Source organism: Vreelandella alkaliphila (genome assembly GCF_016107625.1).
GTDB lineage: Bacteria > Pseudomonadota > Gammaproteobacteria > Pseudomonadales > Halomonadaceae > Vreelandella > Vreelandella alkaliphila.
On the sequence record NZ_JABASV010000015.1, the window covers coordinates 1 to 20181 of the forward strand.

At 51.0% G+C, this 20181-nt stretch carries 19 protein-coding genes; 6 read left to right on the forward strand and 13 right to left on the reverse strand.

Going from position 1 to position 20181, the window contains the following annotated elements:
* Positions 1 to 229 precede the first annotated feature (229 nt).
* From JFC11_RS16960 to JFC11_RS16975, 4 genes are all read right to left on the reverse strand, one after another.
* On the reverse strand, positions 230 to 2035 hold the full coding sequence (locus tag JFC11_RS16960; RefSeq protein WP_120387201.1) for an acyl-CoA dehydrogenase C-terminal domain-containing protein: 1806 nt from the start codon (positions 2033 to 2035) through the stop codon (positions 230 to 232).
* Positions 2036 to 2289: 254 nt separating this feature from the next.
* On the reverse strand, positions 2290 to 3057 hold the full coding sequence (locus JFC11_RS16965) for an SDR family NAD(P)-dependent oxidoreductase (protein WP_198350128.1): 768 nt from the start codon (positions 3055 to 3057) through the stop codon (positions 2290 to 2292).
* Positions 3058 to 3073: 16 nt separating this feature from the next.
* Positions 3074 to 4744, reverse strand: a complete 1671-nt coding sequence (locus tag JFC11_RS16970) for an AMP-binding protein (protein ID WP_198350129.1) — start codon at positions 4742 to 4744, stop codon at positions 3074 to 3076.
* A gap of 189 nt (positions 4745 to 4933) precedes the next feature.
* Positions 4934 to 5497 carry a TetR/AcrR family transcriptional regulator gene (locus JFC11_RS16975; RefSeq protein WP_089037912.1) on the reverse strand — a complete coding sequence of 188 codons (564 nt, stop codon included), beginning with the start codon at positions 5495 to 5497 and terminating at the stop codon, positions 4934 to 4936.
* A 128-nt stretch (positions 5498 to 5625) separates the two neighbouring features.
* Between JFC11_RS16975 and JFC11_RS16980 the strand changes: the two genes are divergently transcribed.
* A complete protein-coding gene (locus JFC11_RS16980) occupies positions 5626 to 6813 on the forward strand; it encodes an acetyl-CoA C-acyltransferase (protein WP_198350130.1) in 1188 nt (395 codons plus the stop codon).
* Between the two features lie 33 nt (positions 6814 to 6846).
* Here JFC11_RS16980 and JFC11_RS16985 read toward each other — a convergent pair whose 3' ends face one another.
* Both JFC11_RS16985 and JFC11_RS16990 read right to left on the reverse strand, forming a co-directional pair.
* The gene (locus JFC11_RS16985; protein WP_231658637.1) at positions 6847 to 8523 is read right to left on the reverse strand and encodes a methyl-accepting chemotaxis protein; all 1677 of its coding nucleotides are present in this window, start codon (positions 8521 to 8523) and stop codon (positions 6847 to 6849) included.
* A 14-nt stretch (positions 8524 to 8537) separates the two neighbouring features.
* A complete protein-coding gene (locus JFC11_RS16990; RefSeq protein WP_198350132.1) occupies positions 8538 to 8963 on the reverse strand; it encodes an arsenate reductase ArsC in 426 nt (141 codons plus the stop codon).
* A 154-nt stretch (positions 8964 to 9117) separates the two neighbouring features.
* Between JFC11_RS16990 and arsH the strand changes: the two genes are divergently transcribed.
* Genes arsH through JFC11_RS17015 form a run of 5 tightly spaced genes read left to right on the forward strand, consistent with a single transcriptional unit; the run spans position 9118 to position 12366 of the window.
* Entirely contained in the window at positions 9118 to 9837 is a 720-nt protein-coding gene (gene arsH / locus JFC11_RS16995) for an arsenical resistance protein ArsH (protein ID WP_198350133.1), read from the forward strand.
* Between the two features lie 15 nt (positions 9838 to 9852).
* Complete coding sequence (gene arsB / locus JFC11_RS17000; protein WP_038482970.1) at positions 9853 to 10920, forward strand: ACR3 family arsenite efflux transporter; 1068 nt, start codon at positions 9853 to 9855, stop codon at positions 10918 to 10920.
* Positions 10921 to 10935: 15 nt separating this feature from the next.
* On the forward strand, positions 10936 to 11607 hold the full coding sequence (locus JFC11_RS17005; RefSeq protein WP_038482967.1) for an NADPH-dependent FMN reductase: 672 nt from the start codon (positions 10936 to 10938) through the stop codon (positions 11605 to 11607).
* Between the two features lie 17 nt (positions 11608 to 11624).
* Positions 11625 to 12032, forward strand: a complete 408-nt coding sequence (arsC, locus tag JFC11_RS17010) for an arsenate reductase (glutaredoxin) (RefSeq protein ID WP_198350134.1) — start codon at positions 11625 to 11627, stop codon at positions 12030 to 12032.
* 40 nt (positions 12033 to 12072) lie between these two features.
* Positions 12073 to 12366, forward strand: a complete 294-nt coding sequence (locus JFC11_RS17015) for a CC/Se motif family (seleno)protein (RefSeq protein ID WP_038482962.1) — start codon at positions 12073 to 12075, stop codon at positions 12364 to 12366.
* 10 nt (positions 12367 to 12376) lie between these two features.
* Here JFC11_RS17015 and arsJ read toward each other — a convergent pair whose 3' ends face one another.
* From arsJ to JFC11_RS17050, 7 genes are all read right to left on the reverse strand, one after another.
* Positions 12377 to 13588 carry an organoarsenical effux MFS transporter ArsJ gene (gene arsJ / locus JFC11_RS17020; protein ID WP_198350148.1) on the reverse strand — a complete coding sequence of 404 codons (1212 nt, stop codon included), beginning with the start codon at positions 13586 to 13588 and terminating at the stop codon, positions 12377 to 12379.
* 16 nt (positions 13589 to 13604) lie between these two features.
* The gene (locus JFC11_RS17025) at positions 13605 to 14651 is read right to left on the reverse strand and encodes an ArsJ-associated glyceraldehyde-3-phosphate dehydrogenase (protein WP_198350135.1); all 1047 of its coding nucleotides are present in this window, start codon (positions 14649 to 14651) and stop codon (positions 13605 to 13607) included.
* Positions 14652 to 14807: 156 nt separating this feature from the next.
* On the reverse strand, positions 14808 to 15647 hold the full coding sequence (gene pstB, locus JFC11_RS17030) for a phosphate ABC transporter ATP-binding protein PstB (protein WP_038482956.1): 840 nt from the start codon (positions 15645 to 15647) through the stop codon (positions 14808 to 14810).
* A 26-nt stretch (positions 15648 to 15673) separates the two neighbouring features.
* A complete protein-coding gene (gene pstA / locus JFC11_RS17035) occupies positions 15674 to 16840 on the reverse strand; it encodes a phosphate ABC transporter permease PstA (protein WP_038482953.1) in 1167 nt (388 codons plus the stop codon).
* A gap of 18 nt (positions 16841 to 16858) precedes the next feature.
* The gene (gene pstC, locus JFC11_RS17040; protein ID WP_038482950.1) at positions 16859 to 18109 is read right to left on the reverse strand and encodes a phosphate ABC transporter permease subunit PstC; all 1251 of its coding nucleotides are present in this window, start codon (positions 18107 to 18109) and stop codon (positions 16859 to 16861) included.
* 151 nt (positions 18110 to 18260) lie between these two features.
* Positions 18261 to 19274, reverse strand: coding sequence for a substrate-binding domain-containing protein (locus JFC11_RS17045; RefSeq protein WP_038482947.1), 1014 nt, complete (start codon positions 19272 to 19274; stop codon positions 18261 to 18263).
* A 129-nt stretch (positions 19275 to 19403) separates the two neighbouring features.
* Positions 19404 to 20135, reverse strand: a complete 732-nt coding sequence (locus JFC11_RS17050; RefSeq protein ID WP_038486613.1) for a sulfite exporter TauE/SafE family protein — start codon at positions 20133 to 20135, stop codon at positions 19404 to 19406.
* Positions 20136 to 20181 lie beyond the last annotated feature (46 nt).

A 20181-nucleotide genomic window follows, 5' to 3' on the forward strand; every position in this document is an offset into this window, starting at 1 on the left:
TGGTAACGCTGTGCGTCCCCGGCAGCGGATGCGTACTTTACGGATTCGCTGCCGTTTTGGCAAGAGCTATTGGAAAATAAATTGAAATAAAAAAGCGGCAGGTGTTGTTCTAAGAACAAGCCTGCCGCAAACCACCGATCAGTCCCCTGACCAGAGAGTGCTCAGTTAAACCTACAGATGAATCTGCTTTTGCAGAATAACGACTCCTGCTGAGCTAAATCTCAAAAGCTTATATCTCAAAGCCCAAGCCAAAATCTTCGCTCGACATCGCCATAAGGCTTCCCGCACCCGCTTGAATCATCTGAGCATGTGCTTTAGTACGCGGCAGCAGGCGCTGGTAATAGAAACGAGCAGTATTCAACTTGGCCGCATAAAACGCCTTATCGTCACCTTCTAATTCCACCAACGACTGCTTAGCTGCGCGGGCAAAAAGGTACGCCAAGGTGACATAGCCGGAGTACATGAGGTAGTCGACGCTAGCCGCCCCCACTTCTTCACGGTCTTGCATGGCTTTCATACCCACGCCCATCGTTAGCTCGCCCCACTCAGCATTTAGCTTCGCTAGCGGCTCAACAAACTCTTTTAGAGCTGGGTTATCAGCTTCCGTCTTACAGAACTTATGGATCTCTTTGGTGAATACTTTTAGCGATTCACCCTGGCTCATCAACACCTTTCGGCCAAGCAGGTCTAACGCCTGAATGCCGGTAGTACCTTCATAGAGACGGGTAATACGCGCATCACGCACCAGCTGTTCCATCCCCCACTCTTTAATGAAGCCGTGCCCACCAAAAATCTGCACGCCTTCATTGGTGCACTCAAAACCAACTTCAGTGAGAAACGCTTTCACGATAGGCGTTAATAGACCAAGCAGAGTTTCAGCCCGCTCTTTCTCTTCGCCAGGCTTACCGTGCTCAACGATATCTAGCATTTGAGCGGTGTATAGCACCAGCATGCGACCACCCTCGGCGAACGCCTTCTGGGTTAGTAGCATACGGCGCACATCAGGATGAACAATAATAGGGTCTGCTACTTTCTCAGGCGCTTGAGCACCAGAAAGGGCGCGCATTTGTAACCGGTCACGAGCGTAACTGAGCGAGTTTTGGAAACTGGCTTCAATTAAGCCTAAACCTTGAATACCCACCCCAAGACGTGCGGCATTCATCATAGTGAACATGCACGCCAAGCCCTTGTTAGGCGCTCCAACTAAATAGCCCGTCGCACCATCAAAGTTCATCACACAAGTCGCATTACCGTGGATGCCCATTTTGTGCTCGAGCGAGCCACAGGAAACGCCATTACGATCGCCGGGATTGCCTTGAGCATCTGGCATAAACTTAGGCACAACAAATAGAGAAATACCCTTCGAGCCCTCAGGAGCGCCAGGCAGTTTGGCTAATACGAGGTGTACGATGTTTTCTGCCAGATTATGGTCGCCAGCAGAAATAAAGATCTTAGTACCTGTAATGGCGTAGGCACCACTCTCATTAGGCACCGCACGCGTCTTAATTAACCCGAGGTCAGTACCACAGTGCGGCTCGGTGAGGCACATTGTGCCTGTCCAAACACCCTCAACCAGTTTGGTAAGGTAGGTTTCCTTTTGCTCATCAGTGCCATGATGCCGAAGCGCATCGGCCGCACCATGGGAAAGCCCTGGATACATACCCCACGCTAAGTTAGTTGCGCAGATCATTTCAGACAGCATCATCGCCAATGAGGGCGGAAGACCTTGGCCGCCCTGTTCAGGATCTGCTGCTAGGCTTGGCCAGCCACCTTCAACATATTGCTGATACGCTTCTTTAAAACCTTGCGGCGCTTTAACTTCGCCACCTTCTAACAAGCACCCCTCTTCATCGCCACTTTGATTGAGCGGAAGTAGCACATCACGGGCAAAGCGCGCGCCCTCTTCAAGAATCGCATTCACGACGTCTGGAGACGCTTCATCACCACAGGGTAGCGCTGCATAGTGGCTGGGGTAGTCAAACATTTCGTCCATAACGAAACGCATATCACGTAAGGGGGCTTGATAGCTGGGCATGTCACTTCTCCTGAACTGGGGGCTGAAAGCGGCTTACATTTTTAGTACGGCCTGGATTTCAAAAAAAGCCGCTTTCAAACACATGTTTGAAAACTAGCGCGCAGCCGCATCATAGTCAAGCGGTCGTTTGAATATAACACTCAAAACCGCTACAACTTTGGTCGACCAACCGGTAAAAAATTGATCTATAAACAAAAAAACCCGCCAGCAAAAGTGCTGGCAGGTTATCAGCCGCTACTAATTTTCCAGCCTATTTACTGCATTCGAATGCCTCCATCCAGCCGAATCACTTCACCATTCAACATTGGGTTAGTGATAATCTGCTCGGCCAACTGAGCAAATTCATCTGGCTTACCCAACCGCTTGGGGAAAGGCACCGCAGCGGCTAAGGCTTGAGCCGCCTCGTCAGGAATCTCACTCATCATGGGCGTTTCAAAAACGCCAGGCGCAATCGCCATAACGCGAATAGCATGACGCGATAGCTCTCTAGCAGCCGGCAAACTCATTCCCACAACACCGGCTTTCGAAGCACTGTAAGCACACTGCCCCACTTGCCCATCGAATGCCGCGATAGAAGCCGTATTAATAATTACGCCCCGCTCACCGCTCTCATTGGGCGTATTTTTGGCCATGGCGGCTGCCGCCAAACGCATCACATTAAACGTACCCACTAAATTAATGTTGATCGTTTTTGCATAGCTTTTCAGGTCTGCGGGATTGCCATTACGGTCAACCAGTTTGGCCACGCTTACTACGCCAGCACAGTGAATAACACCCGAAAGGCCGCTGCCACCTCCCAGTGCAATCGCTTCGTCAATCGCCTGCTGCATTTGCTCGGCAGAGGTGATATCAGCTATGCAGGCCACTGCACGATCACCTAAGCGTTTAGCATGGTCCGACACGCTATTATTCATGTCACACAATACAACGCTCCCACCGGCAGCTATTAGGCGCTCTGCTGTTGCCGCACCTAGCCCTGAAGCAGCACCAGTAATTAAAAACGTACAATCCTTCACCTGCATTTCAACTTTCCTTTGATTATTTGTCGTTGCGTGCTTGCTCAGTCGCTTGGGCACGAAGTTTGAAGCGCTGAATCTTGCCGCTAGGCGTTTTGGGCAGCTCATCGACGAATTCGATAACCCTGGGGAACGCATGAGTAGAAAGACGCTCACGCACTTGCTGGCGGATCTCATCAGCAAGCCCCTCACTAGCCTCATACCCATCACGCAGTACGATATAAGATTTAATGACCTCGCCACGAATCTCGTCTGGCTGGCCAACCGCTGCAGATTCGGCAACCGCAGGGTGGGTCATGACACTGTTTTCAACATCCGTAGGGCCAACTCGGTAGCCTGCGGTGGTAATAATGTCGTCATCGCGTCCGGCAAATTGAAACGAGCCGTCTTCATTGCGGATAACTACATCACCAGTCAGGTAGTAACCGTTCACAAAGGGATCTTTTTCTTGCCAGGTATACCCTTGGAAGAAGTGGGCGGGTGAGTTTTTGATATCAACTGCAAGCACACCCGGCTCACCGGGCGGCAGCTCGTTATACTCGGCGTCCAAGATAACCAAGCGGTAGCCCGGCATTGGCACCCCCATCGCTCCAACATGTTTGGGGTGATCAAGGGAGTGATGGTTATTACAGGTCATGCCGGTTTCTGTTTGACCATAGTGATCCATGACCGGACAACCTAACGACTTCTCCACCCAGGTCACTACTTCTGTATTCAGTGGCTCGCCTGCCGAACTCGCCGCGCGAAGCTCTAAGGTTTGGTGGGCGTCATCGAACAGTCCTGACGCTTTCATTAAGCGGTATGCCGTGGGCGCCGCAGCGAAGTTAGTAATATGGTGACGCTTCATGAACGCCAAGGCACCTTCTGCACTGAAACCTGCCTCGCAGAAGTGCGTGGTAACACCGAGCAGCAGCGGCCCAGCAATCGCGTAATAAAGCCCATATGCCCAACCAGGGTCAGCCATATTCCAAAAGCGATCATCGTCACGAAGATCGACCGCCAGCTCCATATAGAGAGCAAACGCTGTCATACCGGAAAGCGGCACTGCTACTCCCTTTGGCTTACCTACCGTGCCTGAAGTAAACATCTGAAGAAAAGGTTTTTCAGGGGCAAGACGAGGTGGCTTTTCGCTCATTGACGTATGCGTCAACGCAGCCTGCCAATCATGATCATTAGGATGCTCGCTAGTGGCCCCGCCTACTGCCAAAACAGGCGGGCACTGGCTTAGCCCATCAAACTTAAAGCGATTAGCATGATCGGTAATAACCAGCTTGGTGTCAGCGCGCCCCAGGCGATAATCCACCGCATCAGGACCGAACGCGGTAAATAACGGCTGATAAACCGCACCAATTCGCCAAGTGGCAAGAACCGCCACTAACAGCGCTGTTGAGCGCGGCAGCATGCAGGCAATACGGTCCCCTTCACCAAGCCCTTGGGCCTTAAACCAGCCAGCAAGCTTGCCGCTCTGCTCGTCTAGTTCTGCATACGTCAGCGTATGGGTTTGTCCATTGATATCTTCCTGCACGAGCGCAAGCACATCACCTCGCCCCTGGCGCACATGACGACCGCAGCATGCCTCAAAGGCATTAAGGCAACCATCCTGATGGTCATCCAGCCTGGCAATCATGGTGTCAACCGTAAAGCCTTCCAGGAAGGTGGAATATGTGGGTAGTGACGCTGATGTTGCTGTCATGATGGCTCTCTTATGTTGTTAGTCGTGAGCAGTTGTACGCAAACAGACAGGCCAGGTTTCGATCTTACACTTTATTATTGTCCGTTTACGTTAACGGAAACCTTGCAATTAAACTAACGCTAAAAGCATTTGCGCGGGAGCGCAAGCAATCAGCGTCGTAAACGGATTAGACGTTGGTCGAGAGGGGTGTTAACGGGCCATAATCATTGCGACCAGTTCATCGGCTAGATCATCGGGGGTGCGCGGCCCACTAGGGTCGTACCAGCGTACCGTCCAATTCAGGGCACCCAATATAAATCGCGATACAAGAAAGCGGTCACCGTGAATAAGCTCTGCTGCCAGCGCATCATCGATAACCTCTACCCATAGTGCTTCGTAAGCATCCCGCAGGTGGCTTAAATGGGCACTCGCATCTGGATCTAACCGTCGCCATTCAAATAACGCGACCACATGGGCATTGCGATCAGCGAAAAGTGTCTCTAAGTGCGCTCGGGCCATAGCATGCAGACGCGCCTCAGGATCATTGTCGCACTCTTGAAGCGCTGCTTTAGCAATACTAAGAGCATTCTGGGTACCCTCCTCTATTACCGCAGCTAAGATTTCCTGCTTATCTTTGAAGTGATGGAACAAGCTGCCAGACTTGATACCCATTTCTTGCGCCAGCATACGCACCGTGGTGCGATCAAAGCCTTCTTGGACGAATAGCTGAGCCGCTAAACGTGTCAATTCCTTGCGGCGAGGGGAAGCATTCATTACATTCATGTCATTTACACTAGCGCTTGCTTGGTTACTTAGGAGAAGACCACAGCCCCGCCAACGGGTCAACGCATCACTAAGCTTACAGCAAGATAATCACAAGAAATCCGACAGGAGACGCACAAATGAGTAATGCCACCGAGGTTGTATTTTTATCTGCCACCCGCACGCCAATGGGCGGCATGATGGGTAGTCTTTCCAGCATGACGGCTCCCGAACTTGCGGCCGTTGCAATCCGCGCTGCCATAGAGCGAGCGGGTATCGAAGCATCCGTTATTGAAGAAGGCATCATGGGTTGTGTACTACCCGCCGGCGTAAAACAAGGGCCAGCCCGCCAGGCCATGCGTCAGGCTGGCATTCCCGATGCCAATGGTGCTACTACGATCAATAAACTGTGTGGTTCTGGCATGAAAGCCACCATGCTAGCCCACGACTTGATCAAAGCCGGGACGGGGGAAGTGCTTCTCGCTGGCGGCATGGAATCGATGTCTAATGCCCCACACGTACTCACTAAAGCGCGTGGCGGTTATCGTCTAGGTCATGGCGAGCTAAAGGACCACATGTTCCTTGACGGCTTAGAAGATGCCGAAACCGGCAAATTGATGGGGGTTTTCGCTCAGGATGTTGCCTCAGAGCGTGGCTACACGCGCGAGCGCCTGGATGATTTTGCCATTGCATCCTTAGAGCGCGCTATGGACGCTACCAATAACGGCCACTTAGCGGCAGAAATGGCGCCGGTAACAGTAACCACCCGCCAAGGTGAAACGCTGGTCGAGCATGATGAACAGCCCTTCCAAGCGAAGCTAGATAAAATTCGCCAGTTGCGCCCGGCGTTTGCCAAAGACGGTACTATTACGGCTGCCAACGCTAGCTCAATTTCCGACGGTGCATCCGCACTTATTTTGGCCAGCCATGAAGCCGCACAGCGCCATGGTGTGAAGCCACTAGCCAAAATGCTTGGCCATACCACCCACTCTCGCCATCCAAGCGAATTCACCATTGCGCCAGTCGGTGCCATTGAAAAGCTGATGAAAAAGCTTGGCTGGGGTGTTAACGATGTTGATCTGTTTGAGATTAACGAAGCGTTCGCTGTCGTTACGTTAATGGCGATGGATGACTTGGGGCTACCCCACGAGAAAGTCAACGTGTTTGGCGGCGCTTGTGCCCAAGGGCACCCAATTGGCTCAACAGGTTCACGCGTCATTGCGACGCTTATTCACGCCCTACGCACCAAAGGCAGCAAACGTGGTATTGCCAGCCTGTGCATTGGTGGTGGCGAAGCCACCGCTGTGGCCGTTGAGCTAATCGACTAATATAATCAACCCTCCCGCGCCTTGCCATACTGATCATGCCAAGGCGCGTTTATCCTCCCTATCGCCATACTTTTCTGAAGTGGCCAATGTCTGCCAGTCCAACGACCTGGGCGCCTCTGTAACTTCACTGATATCATCATGATTATTGCTAAGCTGATCCTCAACCATGCGAAATTGACCAGCATATTCACGCATTTTCAGAGCTTCTTGAGTTAGTCCTTCAGCACTTTGTGCCGCGTGATTGACCAGCTTCAGCGTATCTTGAGTTGTCATATCAATTTGCGTGACCGCCCTGTTCACTTCCTCAATACCACGTCGCTGCTCTTCCGACGCGCTGGCTATCCTTGCCATCAACTGCTCTACCTGAGTGGCCGACTGCATAATATCGCGCGTATGCTCACCCGCTTGCTGAGATAACTCACTCCCCTCCTCAACACTCTGGCGAGATGCTTCAATACGCGACCGAATTTCATGTGCCGCATCAGCACTGCGCGTTGCTAACGCTCGTACTTCGCTGGCCACCACCGCAAAGCCACGCCCGTGCTCACCCGCACGCGCTGCCTCAACAGAAGCATTCAAAGCCAGAATATTCGTTTGGAAGGCAATGCTTTCAATCATGGAAATAATGCTTTGTATTTCTTCGGAGTGCTTGTTAATGGCCTGCATAGTCGCTATGAACTGGGCAATCACTTGATCACCTTGCTGCGCTTTATGAGCGACACCCGTCGTCGCTTGACTCACATGCGCCGCACTTTCTGCATTCTGATTTACGGTTGCGGTTAACTGCTTGAGGCTTGCCGCCATTTGCACGAGTGCGGATACTTGCGAGTCAGTTTGCCCCGCCAATTGTTGGCTTTGAGCTGCCATGACTTGGCTATCGGTGTAAACCTGTTGGCTGCTGTTGTTAAGATGGTTCACCGTCGACGTCAGCGAATGCTGCATGTTTGCCAATTCGCTAAACAACAGACCAATTTCATTCGCGGCATGGGCTTCGACTGGCGTTGATAAATCGCCCTTGGCAATGCGTTTAAAGTGCTGCGTTATTGCACGCAAAGGCTGCAAAACATTGTTACGCACGCCCCATACCACTAACGCTATGACCAGCATTGCCACAACAACAACGCCAAGCACCCCCCAAAATAGTAGCGACGATACTTTTTGAAAGCGATCAAGCAGCCCAGCGCCACGGGCGACCGAATAACCGTAGAAGGCTTCCGCAGCAGTCACAAACTGCTGACTACTCTCATCCACGCGAGACTCGCCAGATAGGAAGCCTCGAACATCGCGCTCTTCCAGCATCATCATTTGCAAACTTAAATTATTATTAACTAGTGAGTGGAAATTATTCGCCAACTGATCCACAAGCTCAAGCCGCTCATCCTCAGCAAAACTCGAGTAGAAAGCGTTAAAGCGGGCTGAAGCCGTATTCAACAAGCTCCCTGCTTCCTCTAACAAAGGTTCTGGACGCTCAAAAGAAGGAGTACGAATTAGCTCAGCAGCTCGGTTCATTTGTATACGAGCACGCAGCAGCTGGGTATAGGCCCCGTTAAGCTCGCGTACCTGATTCATGTCTCGTTGCTGCAGCGACGTAAATGCCTCACGGCCAAAGTGATTGGCAAATAACCCCAACCCACCAATTGCCAATATGAGACAGGTGAAGGTCACTAACACCAGCGCCCAGCTTGCTTTAACGCTTAAACTATTCACCATACGCATAAATTCTTTCAACCACGTGGCTGATCATGAGCATGCAGGGACAGCCATAGCTGCAGACGCCGACGGATTTCTAATAGCGCTTGCTCGTATGCATCTAGTTTACTAATTAGCCTCGGATCACGAATATCCCAGAAAAGCACTTCTCTGGCGCGCCCTTGCCAGTCTCTGCAAACCTGTTGCGCCTTGTCGCAAAGTACAATGACAAAGTCGAAGTACTCGTCCTCAAACTCATCCAGTGACTTACTACGCAATCCTTCCGTATCAAGGCCCTGTTTATGCAGTGCCTCTAACGTTAGCGCATGGGGTTCATCTGGCTCGGAACCTCCGCTAAAAGCATCAAAACGATCACTTGCCATCTGGCGAAGCAGCGCTTCTCCCATCAAAGACCGTGCAGAATTGGCATTACAAAGGAACAGCACGCGGCGCTTTGGCATAAATAAATGACCTCTTAATGGGTGTAATTTAAGCAATTTACGCCTTCAAGATGACGTCATTATTGCAGCCTGCTAGTTACTGGTACAAATATACGAAAAAACATATATCATAACGATCAATAACCACTTCTTCGACATAAAAGGAGTACCGCCAATGGCATTGCTTGATGATTTACCCAACGTGGACAGCCGTCTGTTTAAAGCTCCCAATCATGAAACATTGAGGCTTCCCTTGAGTGACCAGCCTGCCCCCAAAATCCTGCTGCTTTACGGTTCACTGCGGGAACGCTCATTCAGTCGATTAGCCGTTGAAGAAGCCGCTCGGCTACTCAATGCAATGGGGGCAAATACAAAGATTTTTGATCCGCGGGGCTTACCCTTGCCGGATGCGGAAGATTCAAGTCACCCTAAAGTGGATGAGCTGCGTACACTGGCACAGTGGGCCGATGGCATGGTGTGGTGCTCACCTGAACGCCACGGTGCAATGACTGGCATTATGAAAGCACAAATTGACTGGATTCCTCTTGCCTTAGGCGGCGTTCGCCCCACCCAGGGTAAAACGCTTGCAGTAATGCAGGTGTGCGGTGGCTCCCAGTCGTTTAACACGGTAAATCAGCTGCGTATTTTAGGACGCTGGATGCGCATGGTGACGATTCCAAACCAGTCATCGGTACCTAAGGCTTTTATGGAGTTTGATGACAACGGTCGCATGAAGCCTTCTCCATTTTATGACCGCATTGTTGATGTTATGGAAGAACTGGTGAAGTTCACACTGCTGGTTCGTGAACGCAGCGATCTGCTAACCGACCGTTACTCCGAACGCAAAGAAAGCGCTGAAGAAGTCTCCAAACGCGTCAGTCAACGTGCTATTTGATCAGGGAGTGGCTTTATGACGACCCAGAGCAACACATCACCCACTAGTGCCGATATGGGGCTGTTTGAACGCTACCTTTCCGTATGGGTAGCAATTGCCATTGTCGCAGGGATTGCACTTGGGCAGTTCGCTCCTGCAGTGCCAGAGGTGTTATCACGGTTTGAGTATGCCCAGGTCTCCATTCCGATTGCAGTATTAATCTGGGCGATGATTTTTCCCATGATGGCGCAGATTGATTTCAGTGCTATTGCAGGAGTGCGCCGCCAGCCAAAGGGCCTAACCATTACCACCACTGTCAATTGGCTGATTAAACCCTTCACAATGTTCGCCTTGGCCTGGCTGTTTTTCATGGTGATTTTTCAGCCATTTATTCCTGAGGAACTGGCCAGTCAATATCTAGCGGGCGCCATATTATTGGGGGCAGCTCCCTGCACCGCGATGGTATTTGTATGGAGCTACCTGACTCGAGGTGATGCGGCTTACACGCTGGTTCAAGTAGCTTTGAATGACTTGATTATGCTGTTTGCCTTTGCGCCGCTTGTGGTGCTGTTACTAGGAATCTCAAATATTCAAGTGCCCTGGGACACGGTTATTTTGTCGGTGGTGCTGTACATCGTGATTCCACTTGCAGCGGGCTATTTCACCCGTAAAACACTGATCGCCAAGCGCGGCACCGAGTGGTACGACAGCGTGTTTATGAAGCGCGTTGGCCCAATCACGCCCATCGGGTTAATCATTACGCTAGTGCTTCTATTCGCCTTCCAAGGCGACGTTATTCTGAACAATCCGCTGCATATCGTATTGATCGCTATTCCTCTGATTATCCAAACGTTTTTGATCTTCTTTATCGCGTATGGCTGGGCCAAAGCGTGGCGTGTGCCGCACAACATCGCTGCGCCTGGCGCAATGATCGGCGCCAGCAACTTTTTTGAACTGGCGGTCGCAGCTGCCATTGCACTGTTTGGCTTACAGTCAGGCGCCGCGCTAGCCACAGTAGTTGGTGTTTTAGTTGAAGTGCCGCTTATGCTCGCACTGGTACGCATTGCCAACAAAACGCGTCAGCATTTTCCTGAAAACGCATAACAAAGAGATACTCGGATGGCACATTACTTAGTTTTTCTCGGTTCAACTCGAACCTCTACGCCGCCCGCCCCTGCTCGTTTAGGCGAGCGGGTATCCCAGGCGTGCAAACGCCTACTTAGCTCGCTACCCGATACAACGGCAGAGGTTATAGACCCGCTAACGTTAGACCTTAACGGCCCTTTCAAGCCACATTTTGCTTACGCAAAAACAGCGGTTCCCGATGATCTTGAAGCTCTTGCAGGCAAGATTGAACAAGCCGATGGCTACGTGATGGTCAGCCCCGAATATAACCACTCCATGAGCCCGGCGCTGAGCCATTTGCTGAATCATTTCGGTGCATCACTGTTTGCATTCAAACCCAGCGCTATCGTGACTTACTCCATGGGGCAATGGGGAGGCGTGCGTGCCGCCGTTAGCATGCGCGCATTTCTATCTGAGCTTGGCTGCCTGCCAGTGTCCGCCATGATCCATATACCTAAAGCGCAGGAAGCGCTGAACGATGACGGGGAGTTTGCCCAGGAGCAAGAACGCTGGGAAAACTATTTTGGGCGCGCGCTAGGGCAATTAACGTGGTGGGCAGAAGCGGCTAAGTCGCACAAAACCGAGCAAGACCCCACAACGCTATCACCTGCGTTTACTAAATCGCCAGCTCAGCGCAATGCACCTACAACCGATCTTTCCACCTAACCAAGAGATAACTCACCATGTCAGTCACCATCTACCACAACCCTAACTGCGGTACTTCGCGCAATACGCTGACAATGATCAAGGCATCGGGCGAAGATCCCGAGGTAATTCACTACTTGGAAACACCTCCCAGCCGAGAGCACCTAGTAGCGCTACTCGCGATGATGAAGATATCACCGCGAGAACTGCTGCGCCAAAAGGGCACCCCTTATGATGAGCTCAAATTGGATGACTCTTCGCTAGACGATGATCAGCTGATTGACGCCATGATAGCGCACCCGATTCTGATCAATCGTCCTATCGTCATTAGCCAAAAAGGCGCGCGCTTATGTCGCCCATCCGAACTAGTATTGGAACTGCTTGAGCAGCCCGTTGCACACTTTACCAAAGAGGATGGCGAAACCGTCTACTATCCCGCGAGCTAATACAGGAACCAAATGCCAGAACAATAGTACGGGGTGAACAATGAACCATGTCATTGATATCGACAGCAACGCCGTCGACTTCATCAAACAACAAGGCGGCGTTGTGACCGTCCGCCTCTCCCCACGGTACGGCTGCTGCGGAGGCCTCGCCAATCTTGCGGTAGCTGAAGCGCACCATCCAGAAGATACCCAACACTATCAGCACCATATTCAAGATAGTGTTTCGATCTATATTGATCCCGACCTTGCTAACCAAGGGCTGCGCATTGGCGTTGAAGGTTGGTGGAAATTGCGCCACCTTTATGTGGATGGCGCGGCGTTATCAACAGACTAAACAATGGCCTTTAGGCAACCTGCTTTGGCAACGCCAGTGCCATCACTGAACTGGCTATCACTAAGGCCGCCGATACCCAAAGACAGGCGCTCAGCCCGTAAGCCATATACAACCAGCCTGACAGCAACGTTCCCACCAAACGCCCCATGGCGTTGGCCATATAGTAGAAGCCAACATCCATCGAGACGCCATCGGCACGGGCATAATGAACAATCAGGTAACTATGCCAGCTGGAATTAATCGCAAACAGCACACCAAACGCTAAAAGCCCGACCACCAGCCAACCTACCTGCGCCAGCGGTAGTGACGCCAACAAAATCGCTAGTACCGCTAAAGCGGCTGCCCAGCCTGCGGTTAGCGCGCGGGCATCCCCTTTAATCAATCGGGTAAGTTTAGGTGCCTGAGTTTGTACCCCACCGTAGCCAATAATCCATGCTGCCAGTAATCCCCCCACTGTCCAATGAGTCCAGCCGTGCTGGTCATATAAAAACACCGGCAACGCCACGACAAACCAGACATCCCTAGAAGCAAACAGGCAAAAGCGCGCCGCTGAAAGCACGTTGATGGCACGAGACTTGGAGAAAATCTCCGAAAACTTGGGTTTTACTTTTTGGCGCCCTAAGTCTGCTTTTAAGCGCCATAAAGAGACCAGTAATACCGCGCTAAGCATCACCGCCATGGCAATCACCGCGCCTCGGAAACCAATCAGCGTCAGTAACAACCCGCCGATAAAAAAGCCTAGGCCTTTCAATGCATTTTTAGAACCGGTCAGCATCGCTACCCAGCGGTAGAGAGAGCTATTAGCGTTGGCACTCTCTTTAGGCACCAATACTTTGACCGCACTTTTAGCACTCATTTTATTTAAGTCTTTGGCAATGCCAGACAGCGCCTGCGCCGCCATCACCCAAACAACAGTGAGCATCCCTGCGGGCACCATCAGCATGGCAAGCGCAACAATTTGTAGCCCCAACCCCACATTCATCGTGCGGTTCAAGCCTAGCCTCGCGCCAAGCCAGCCGCCGACCAAGTTGGTCACTACGCCAAACGCTTCATAGAACAGAAACAGCATGGCAATTTGCAGCGGCGAGTAACCTAGCTGGTGGAAATACATCACCACCAGCATGCGCAGCGCGCCGTCGGTAATGGTAAACGCCCAGTAGTTGCCAGTGATCAACATATATTGGCGAACTTCAAACGGCAGCGCTATGACTCGGGCGCGCATTTTGAGAAACGGCGAATCAGCCACGGTCAATCTGCTCTTTAACTGTCTTCTCACCAGCTACCATTAGCGCCAACTCGGCCGTGCGGTTGGCATAGCCCCACTCGTTGTCATACCAGGCGTAAAGCTTAAGCTGGGTGCCGTTGACCACCATGGTAGAAAGCGCATCAATAATGGAGCTGCGCGGGTCAGTGCGATAATCAATCGATACCAGCGGGCGCTCTTCATAACCCAAAATACCGGCGAGCCCTCCCTCCGCGGCCGCTTTCAGCGCTTGATTGACCTCTTCCACCGTGACCTCGCGCTCAAGCTCAAACACCATATCGGTGAGCGATGCATTGGCCAGCGGCACACGAATGGCATGACCATTCAGCTTTCCTTCCAGTTCGGGAAAGATGGCTGTAATTGCTTTTGCAGAGCCCGTTGTCGTTGGAATCAAACTCATACCACAGGCGCGAGCGCGACGTAGGTCTTTGTGCGGCGCATCTAGAATCGTCTGAGTGTTGGTAATGTCATGTACCGTCGTCATCGAACCATGGCGAATACCAAAGGTTTCCTGAATCACTTTAACTACTGGGGCTAGGCAGTTTGTGGTGCAGCTAGCGGCAGTCACGATTCGATGCTGAGCGGGGTCATAAAGATGATCGTTGACACCTACCACTACGTTCAGCACGCCCTCTTCTTTAATCGGTGCACTAACCACTACGCGCGCAACGCCTTGATCAAGATATGCCTGGAGCTTGGCGGTTTCTTTCATTTTACCCGAGCACTCGATGACCACGTCACAGGCAGACCAGTCACTATCGGCAATCGCCTTATTGGCGCTAAACGCAACAGTTTTACTATCTAAAACAATCGCATCGTCGCAAGCTGCAATCCCTTCGCCAGGAGACCAGTGGCCATGCACCGAATCAAACTCAAGCAGGTGGGCAAACGTTGCTGAATCACCGCCTGGGTCGTTAATACGCACAAGCTCTACTGCCCCAGCTTCGACTTCAGTCCATAAGCTTCGCAGTGCTAATCGACCAATACGACCAAACCCGTTAATACCGATACGTAATACCATGGGGCCTCCTATTTAGATAAACGTATACATGAACGTCTAAATAAATGAATAGGTGAACAGTGCGAAAATCGTAATTCTAATATACGAAAAAACATATATGAGAAATTAAAAAAATGCCTGCAGGCTAGCTTGGCGCTGGCCTGCAGGCAGTCTTAGTTAACCGTAACGACCGGAGATATAGTCTTCGGTCTTTTTCTGTGCCGGGGTTGAGAACATCACTTTGGTATCGTTGTACTCGATGATTTCTCCCAGGTGGAAAAATGCCGTGTAGTCGGCTACCCGTGCGGCCTGCTGCATATTATGCGTCACGGTAACAATGGTGAACTGCTCTTTCAGCTTGTCCATCAGATCTTCGATCGTTGCTGTAGAGATCGGGTCCAACGCAGAGGTAGGTTCATCCATTAAAATTACATCTGGTTGTACTGCAATCGCTCGGGCAATACACAAACGCTGCTGCTGGCCGCCAGATAATGAGGTGCCTGGCTCCTGCAGTTTATCTTTCACTTCATTCCACAGGCCTGCATCACGTAACGCTTTCTCAACAAGCTCATCCTGATCTGCCTTACGACTTACTAAGTCATGCATACGCGGTGCGTAGGCAATATTTTCGTAGATCGACTTAGGAAAAGGGTTTGGCTTCTGAAAAACCATGCCAACACGACGGCGCAAAGCTACTTCATCCATCTTAGAAGCATTGACGTCCTGCCCATCCATTTCGACCAACCCTTCGGTGTGCACACTAGGAATTAGGTCATTCATGCGGTTTAGACAGCGCAAAAAGGTCGATTTACCGCACCCCGAAGGGCCAATCAGTGCGGTCACATTCTTCTGAAACAGATCAATATTTAGCCCTTTTAACGCTTGGGTTTTGCCGTACCACAGGTTCAAATCACGAACGCGGATACTTAAATCATGGCAAGCCTTTTCATTACGCGTATAAGGCTGCCCTACGTCGGGCAGGTTCTGCTGGTTCATGACAGGTACATGGCTGTTCATAGTAATGTCCTCTATGACGTGCTGGCCTACCAGCGACGCTCAAATTTCTTACGTAGTACAACGGCAAAGGCGTTGAGTGAGATAAGTATGGTGAGCAGCACTAAAATACCGCCAGCAGTTTTTTCTACAAACGCCTGCTCTGGCTCACCTGACCAGGTAAATATTTGAGCTGGCATTACCGTTGCGGCATTAGTAAATGAAGCCCCTACATCAGGGATAAATGCCACCATTCCAACAATAATTAGCGGTGCTGTTTCCCCCATCGCCTGTGCCAAACCGATGATAGAACCGGTCATGATTCCCGGCATCGCCAAGGGGAGAACATGATCACGGACTACCTGCCAGCGTGAGCACCCTACTCCAAACGCCGCATGGCGAATGGAATCCGGCACGCTACGAAGCGCCGTACGCGTAGAGATAATAATCACCGGCAGCGTCATCAGCGCTAAGGTCATACCACCTGCCAGTGGCGAAGAACGCGGCACCCCAAAGAAGTTAATAAAAATCGCTAAGCCCAGCAAACCGAACAGAATCGAAGGTATGGCAGCTAGATTGTTGATATTAATTTCAATTGCTTGGGTAAAGCGGTTATCTGGCGCAAATTCTTCTAAATAAATCGCTGTCATTACACCAATGGGAAACGCAATCAGCAGGGTAACGATCATCGTCATCACTGTGCCAACAACCGCCGACAAAATGCCTGCATTCTCAGCAATTTTTGAATCACCAGAACCAAAAAACGTTTTATTGAAGCGTAGATCCACTTGGCCGGCTGCTACACGCTCCTCAATTTCTGCCTTTTCTTGATCGCTGAGGCGATTGCGATGCCCTTTTAGATATTGATCTACTTCACTGTTCGCTAACATCCAACGTTGCTCTGACGTACCGATTAGCTCAGGGTTGTTACGCAGTTGGAGCGGAATTACCCTCACCTCAGTGCGGCTAATCAGCGGTATCAAGTCTTCATCAAATGCTTGTCGGCCATCGCGGCTAGCTTCTTCTGAATAACGAATTTCCGTATTGATGTACGCCTGCTGGAAAGCTGGCAACCCTTTGCTCAACATATCAGCAAAGAACAGCACCAAAAACAGACCAGCCAAACCCAGCGCCCCCATGGATACCCACTTCAAGCGTGCCGACTTACGGTGACGCCGCTTAAGCTGCTGGCTGATCTCGTCAAAAGTATGGCTCATCGAATCAGTTCCTCGGCGTTACAGGTTATTTACGCGGTATTTTTCACGGAAGCGGCGAATCATTAAGACTGAGACTAGGTTGAGTGTCAGCGTCACCGCGAATAGCACCAAGCCCAAAGCAAACGCTGAAAGCGTTTCTGCGCTTTCAAACTCCTGATCGCCAGTAAGAGCCGCCACAATGCGCACCGTCACTGTCGTCATGTCCTCTAATGGATTCGCTGTTAGATTAGGTCGCATCCCCGCAGCCATTACCACAATCATTGTTTCGCCTAGCGCTCGCGACATACCAAGCAATGACGCAGAAATAATCCCAGGTAAAGCAGCAGGTATGACCACATCACGAATGGTCTCGCCTTTCGTCATCCCCAGTGCGAGCGAACCTTGGCGCATGCTGTCTGGCACAGAGTTAATGACGTCGTCGGAAAGCGATGAAATAAACGGGATAATCATAATTCCCATCACTACACCGGGTGCGACGGCATTGTTATAAGAGGCATCTAAACCAAAGAACCCTGCAATGTTTACAATAATTGGGGCAACGGTAATGGCAGCAAAGAAGCCATACACCACGGTTGGAATGCCCGCTAACACTTCAAGTACAGGCTTAGCGACAGTACGAACCCTAGCAGGCGCATATTCCGACATATAAATAGCTGAGAGCAGCCCTACCGGCACTGCCACCAACATCGCAATAGCAGTGATCATAAAGGTGCCCGCAAATAGCGGCACTGAACCAAATTCTGCACCGCTGCCGTCACCACGCCCTGCCGATGCTAAAAAGCTCGCACCTGGATTCCATGTTGTGCCGGTAATGAACTCCCAGAAGCTATGCATCTGAAAAAAGCGTAAAGCTTCTGAAATAATTGAGAATAGTATTCCGAAGGTTGTGAAAATCGAGATCAAAGCCGCGCCCGCTAAAATCCACCGGATAACGCGTTCAATGGCTTGGCGCGCGTGGAACTGAGGTTTTACCTGAGCAACACCTACGGCGAGACCAGCGGCGGCCACCACAAGACTAGCGGCAAACAAATAAAGCGGGGGTATCTCAGCGCCTAGCAGCAACAAAAGCAAAGAGCCGACTGCACCCACTAGCACTGCTGGCCCTGCGGTTGAGAGAACAGCAAACCATGCATACTGATCTGGCTGCGCATACATCGCAGCCCCTGACGCGCGTACACGGGAAGCCTTTGCGCGGCCAATAAAGTAGGCCGCTAGCCCAAGCAGCAAGAGCACAGTGCAAAAGAGTAGAAGTAGCTGGTTAGTTTGCATCGAATTTCTCTCGCATCACCTAATGAAATCGTGTTGGCGACCACTTTGGAGTAAAAACATGACAGCAATGTGACAAACACCAAGATATAGCCAACTCAAACTAAAAGGCCGGTAGCTTATGCTACCGGCCTTTTGTATCTAGCGTTCTAACTTACTTCAGGTCTTCAACAGTTAACTGAGCACGGTCAGCAACACGCTGACGAGCTTGCTCACGCTCAGCTTCGGGCAGCGGAATCAAGCCAATATCAACCAAGTAGCCATCACTGCCAATCATCAGCTCTTCCATAAACATGTTGGCATAGTCATACATTGGCGGTACTTCATCAGCGTGCTGGTTCTTGAGGTAGAACCACAGCGAGCGAGCAACTGGATATTCACCAGAACTAATTGCTTCTACTTCTGGCTCAACACCATTAATAGACGCGCCCTGGATAGTATCCGGGTTTTCAGTCAAGAAAGAGTATCCAAAGATACCGAACGCTTTAGTATCTTCAGACAAACGCTGAACGATCAAGTTATCGTTTTCGCCTGCATCGATATAAACGCCGTCTGAGCGGATTTCGGTGTAACCTTCGTCACCGTAAGCTCCCAACTCTTCTGAAGCTACTTCCATCACCAGCTCTTCAAAAGCATCGCGGGTTCCAGAGGTCGTGGGCGGCCCATAGATAGAAATCTCACGATCCGGTAGAGAATCGTCGATTTCGCTCCAGTTAGTGTAAGGGTTATCAACCAGCTCACCATCAACGGGGACCTGAGCGGCAACGGCTAGGAAAATATGTTCTAGGGTAAAGTCTGCTGCGTCGTTATTAGTTGATTGGCCAAGAACGATACCGTCAGAACCGATTTTAGCTTCAGTAATATCGGTAACGCCGTTCTCTTCACAGCGCTCAAATTCAGATGGCTTCATACGACGTGAAGCATTGGTGATATCGGGCGTGCCTTCACCTACACCATTACAGAACAAGCGCAAACCGCCACCCGAACCTGTTGACTCAATCACAGGCGTAGGGTTACCGGTAGTCGCACCGAACTCTTCAGTAACGTAGCTGGCAAACGGATAAACGGTACTGGAACCTACGATGCGGATCTGATCACGTGCCTGGGCAACACCGGCAACGCTCATTACGGCAGCCGCTATCACGGTCGTTTTTAGAATACGGTTCATGCGAAATACTCCTGTCGATGTAAGGTTTTGGCCTTCGCAAGACGTACTTTGCACCGTTTCAATGACAACTTTGTGACAGGACGTAACATCACAAAAATTTTTAATCCGAGGTACCGCATAACACTGGTACTAAATTAACAGCCCCAACGCAGCCAACGTACATAGCCCAAGCGAGACACCTTGTAGTAACCGCCTATCCAAGCGATGGGCAATCACATCTGCCAGCGCATTACCGATTAGCACTGCAGGTAGAAACGTGAGCGCTAATTTAAAATGCCAAGCGGATACCTGGCCCGCAAGCGCTAGCGTCATGAGCGTTAGAAGAGATGTCAGAATAAAGAAAGCGGCCAAATTGCCGCGCAGGCGATCAGGTGGAAAGCCATGCATTAGCAGGACGACTGGAGGACCACCGATGGCAGCCACCGTGCCAAAAACGCCTGACAGTATACCTGCCAGGAACAGCGTCACACGGTTTACCGGGGGATGAAAACGAAACAGCGTTACTATCACAGCAAACAACACGATAGCGGCGATCAGTTTTTCGAGCACCACCAACGGAGCAGTTAACAATAACCAAATGCCCAGCGCATTCCCTGGCAAGCGGCCAATCAAGGCAATGCCTATCGCGTCCAGGCGTATTTCTTGCCAGTAGTGGCGCACCATCAGCAATGAAACAGTAAACCCAAACAACACGAGCACTACCGGCACCAAACGTGGTTCTAGCATCAACAGTAGTGGTGCCCCTACCACTGCCAAACCGAAACCTGTCGCACGCTGTACGAAAGCACCCAGCATTAATACGGCAGAACAGGCTAGCCACACGCCAAGTGGCATGTCTATCCATGGCAACGAGTTATTCATTAAAATCAATCATCACACCTTTTCGCTAACATCAATCAGCAGCACA

Excerpts from the sequence above, each read along its gene's own strand:
- pstA (WP_038482953.1), bottom strand. The coding sequence starts at position 16,840 with ATGAGCCATACTTTTGACGAGATCAGCCAGCAGCTTAAGCGGCGTCAC.
- JFC11_RS16965 (WP_198350128.1), bottom strand. The coding sequence starts at position 3,057 with ATGCAGGTGAAGGATTGTACGTTTTTAATTACTGGTGCTGCTTCAGGG.
- JFC11_RS16980 (WP_198350130.1), top strand. The coding sequence starts at position 5,626 with ATGAGTAATGCCACCGAGGTTGTATTTTTATCTGCCACCCGCACGCCA.
- JFC11_RS17045 (WP_038482947.1), bottom strand. The coding sequence starts at position 19,274 with ATGAACCGTATTCTAAAAACGACCGTGATAGCGGCTGCCGTAATGAGC.
- arsB (WP_038482970.1), top strand. The coding sequence starts at position 9,853 with ATGACGACCCAGAGCAACACATCACCCACTAGTGCCGATATGGGGCTG.
- arsC (WP_198350134.1), top strand. The coding sequence starts at position 11,625 with ATGTCAGTCACCATCTACCACAACCCTAACTGCGGTACTTCGCGCAAT.
- JFC11_RS17015 (WP_038482962.1), top strand. The coding sequence starts at position 12,073 with ATGAACCATGTCATTGATATCGACAGCAACGCCGTCGACTTCATCAAA.
- JFC11_RS17025 (WP_198350135.1), bottom strand. The coding sequence starts at position 14,651 with ATGGTATTACGTATCGGTATTAACGGGTTTGGTCGTATTGGTCGATTA.
- arsH (WP_198350133.1), top strand. The coding sequence starts at position 9,118 with ATGGCATTGCTTGATGATTTACCCAACGTGGACAGCCGTCTGTTTAAA.
- JFC11_RS16960 (WP_120387201.1), bottom strand. The coding sequence starts at position 2,035 with ATGCCCAGCTATCAAGCCCCCTTACGTGATATGCGTTTCGTTATGGAC.
- JFC11_RS16990 (WP_198350132.1), bottom strand. The coding sequence starts at position 8,963 with ATGCCAAAGCGCCGCGTGCTGTTCCTTTGTAATGCCAATTCTGCACGG.
- pstC (WP_038482950.1), bottom strand. The coding sequence starts at position 18,109 with ATGCAAACTAACCAGCTACTTCTACTCTTTTGCACTGTGCTCTTGCTG.
- JFC11_RS17005 (WP_038482967.1), top strand. The coding sequence starts at position 10,936 with ATGGCACATTACTTAGTTTTTCTCGGTTCAACTCGAACCTCTACGCCG.
- JFC11_RS16985 (WP_231658637.1), bottom strand. The coding sequence starts at position 8,523 with ATGGTGAATAGTTTAAGCGTTAAAGCAAGCTGGGCGCTGGTGTTAGTG.
- JFC11_RS17050 (WP_038486613.1), bottom strand. The coding sequence starts at position 20,135 with ATGAATAACTCGTTGCCATGGATAGACATGCCACTTGGCGTGTGGCTA.
- pstB (WP_038482956.1), bottom strand. The coding sequence starts at position 15,647 with ATGAACAGCCATGTACCTGTCATGAACCAGCAGAACCTGCCCGACGTA.
- JFC11_RS16970 (WP_198350129.1), bottom strand. The coding sequence starts at position 4,744 with ATGACAGCAACATCAGCGTCACTACCCACATATTCCACCTTCCTGGAA.
- JFC11_RS16975 (WP_089037912.1), bottom strand. The coding sequence starts at position 5,497 with ATGAATGCTTCCCCTCGCCGCAAGGAATTGACACGTTTAGCGGCTCAG.
- arsJ (WP_198350148.1), bottom strand. The coding sequence starts at position 13,588 with ATGCGCGCCCGAGTCATAGCGCTGCCGTTTGAAGTTCGCCAATATATG.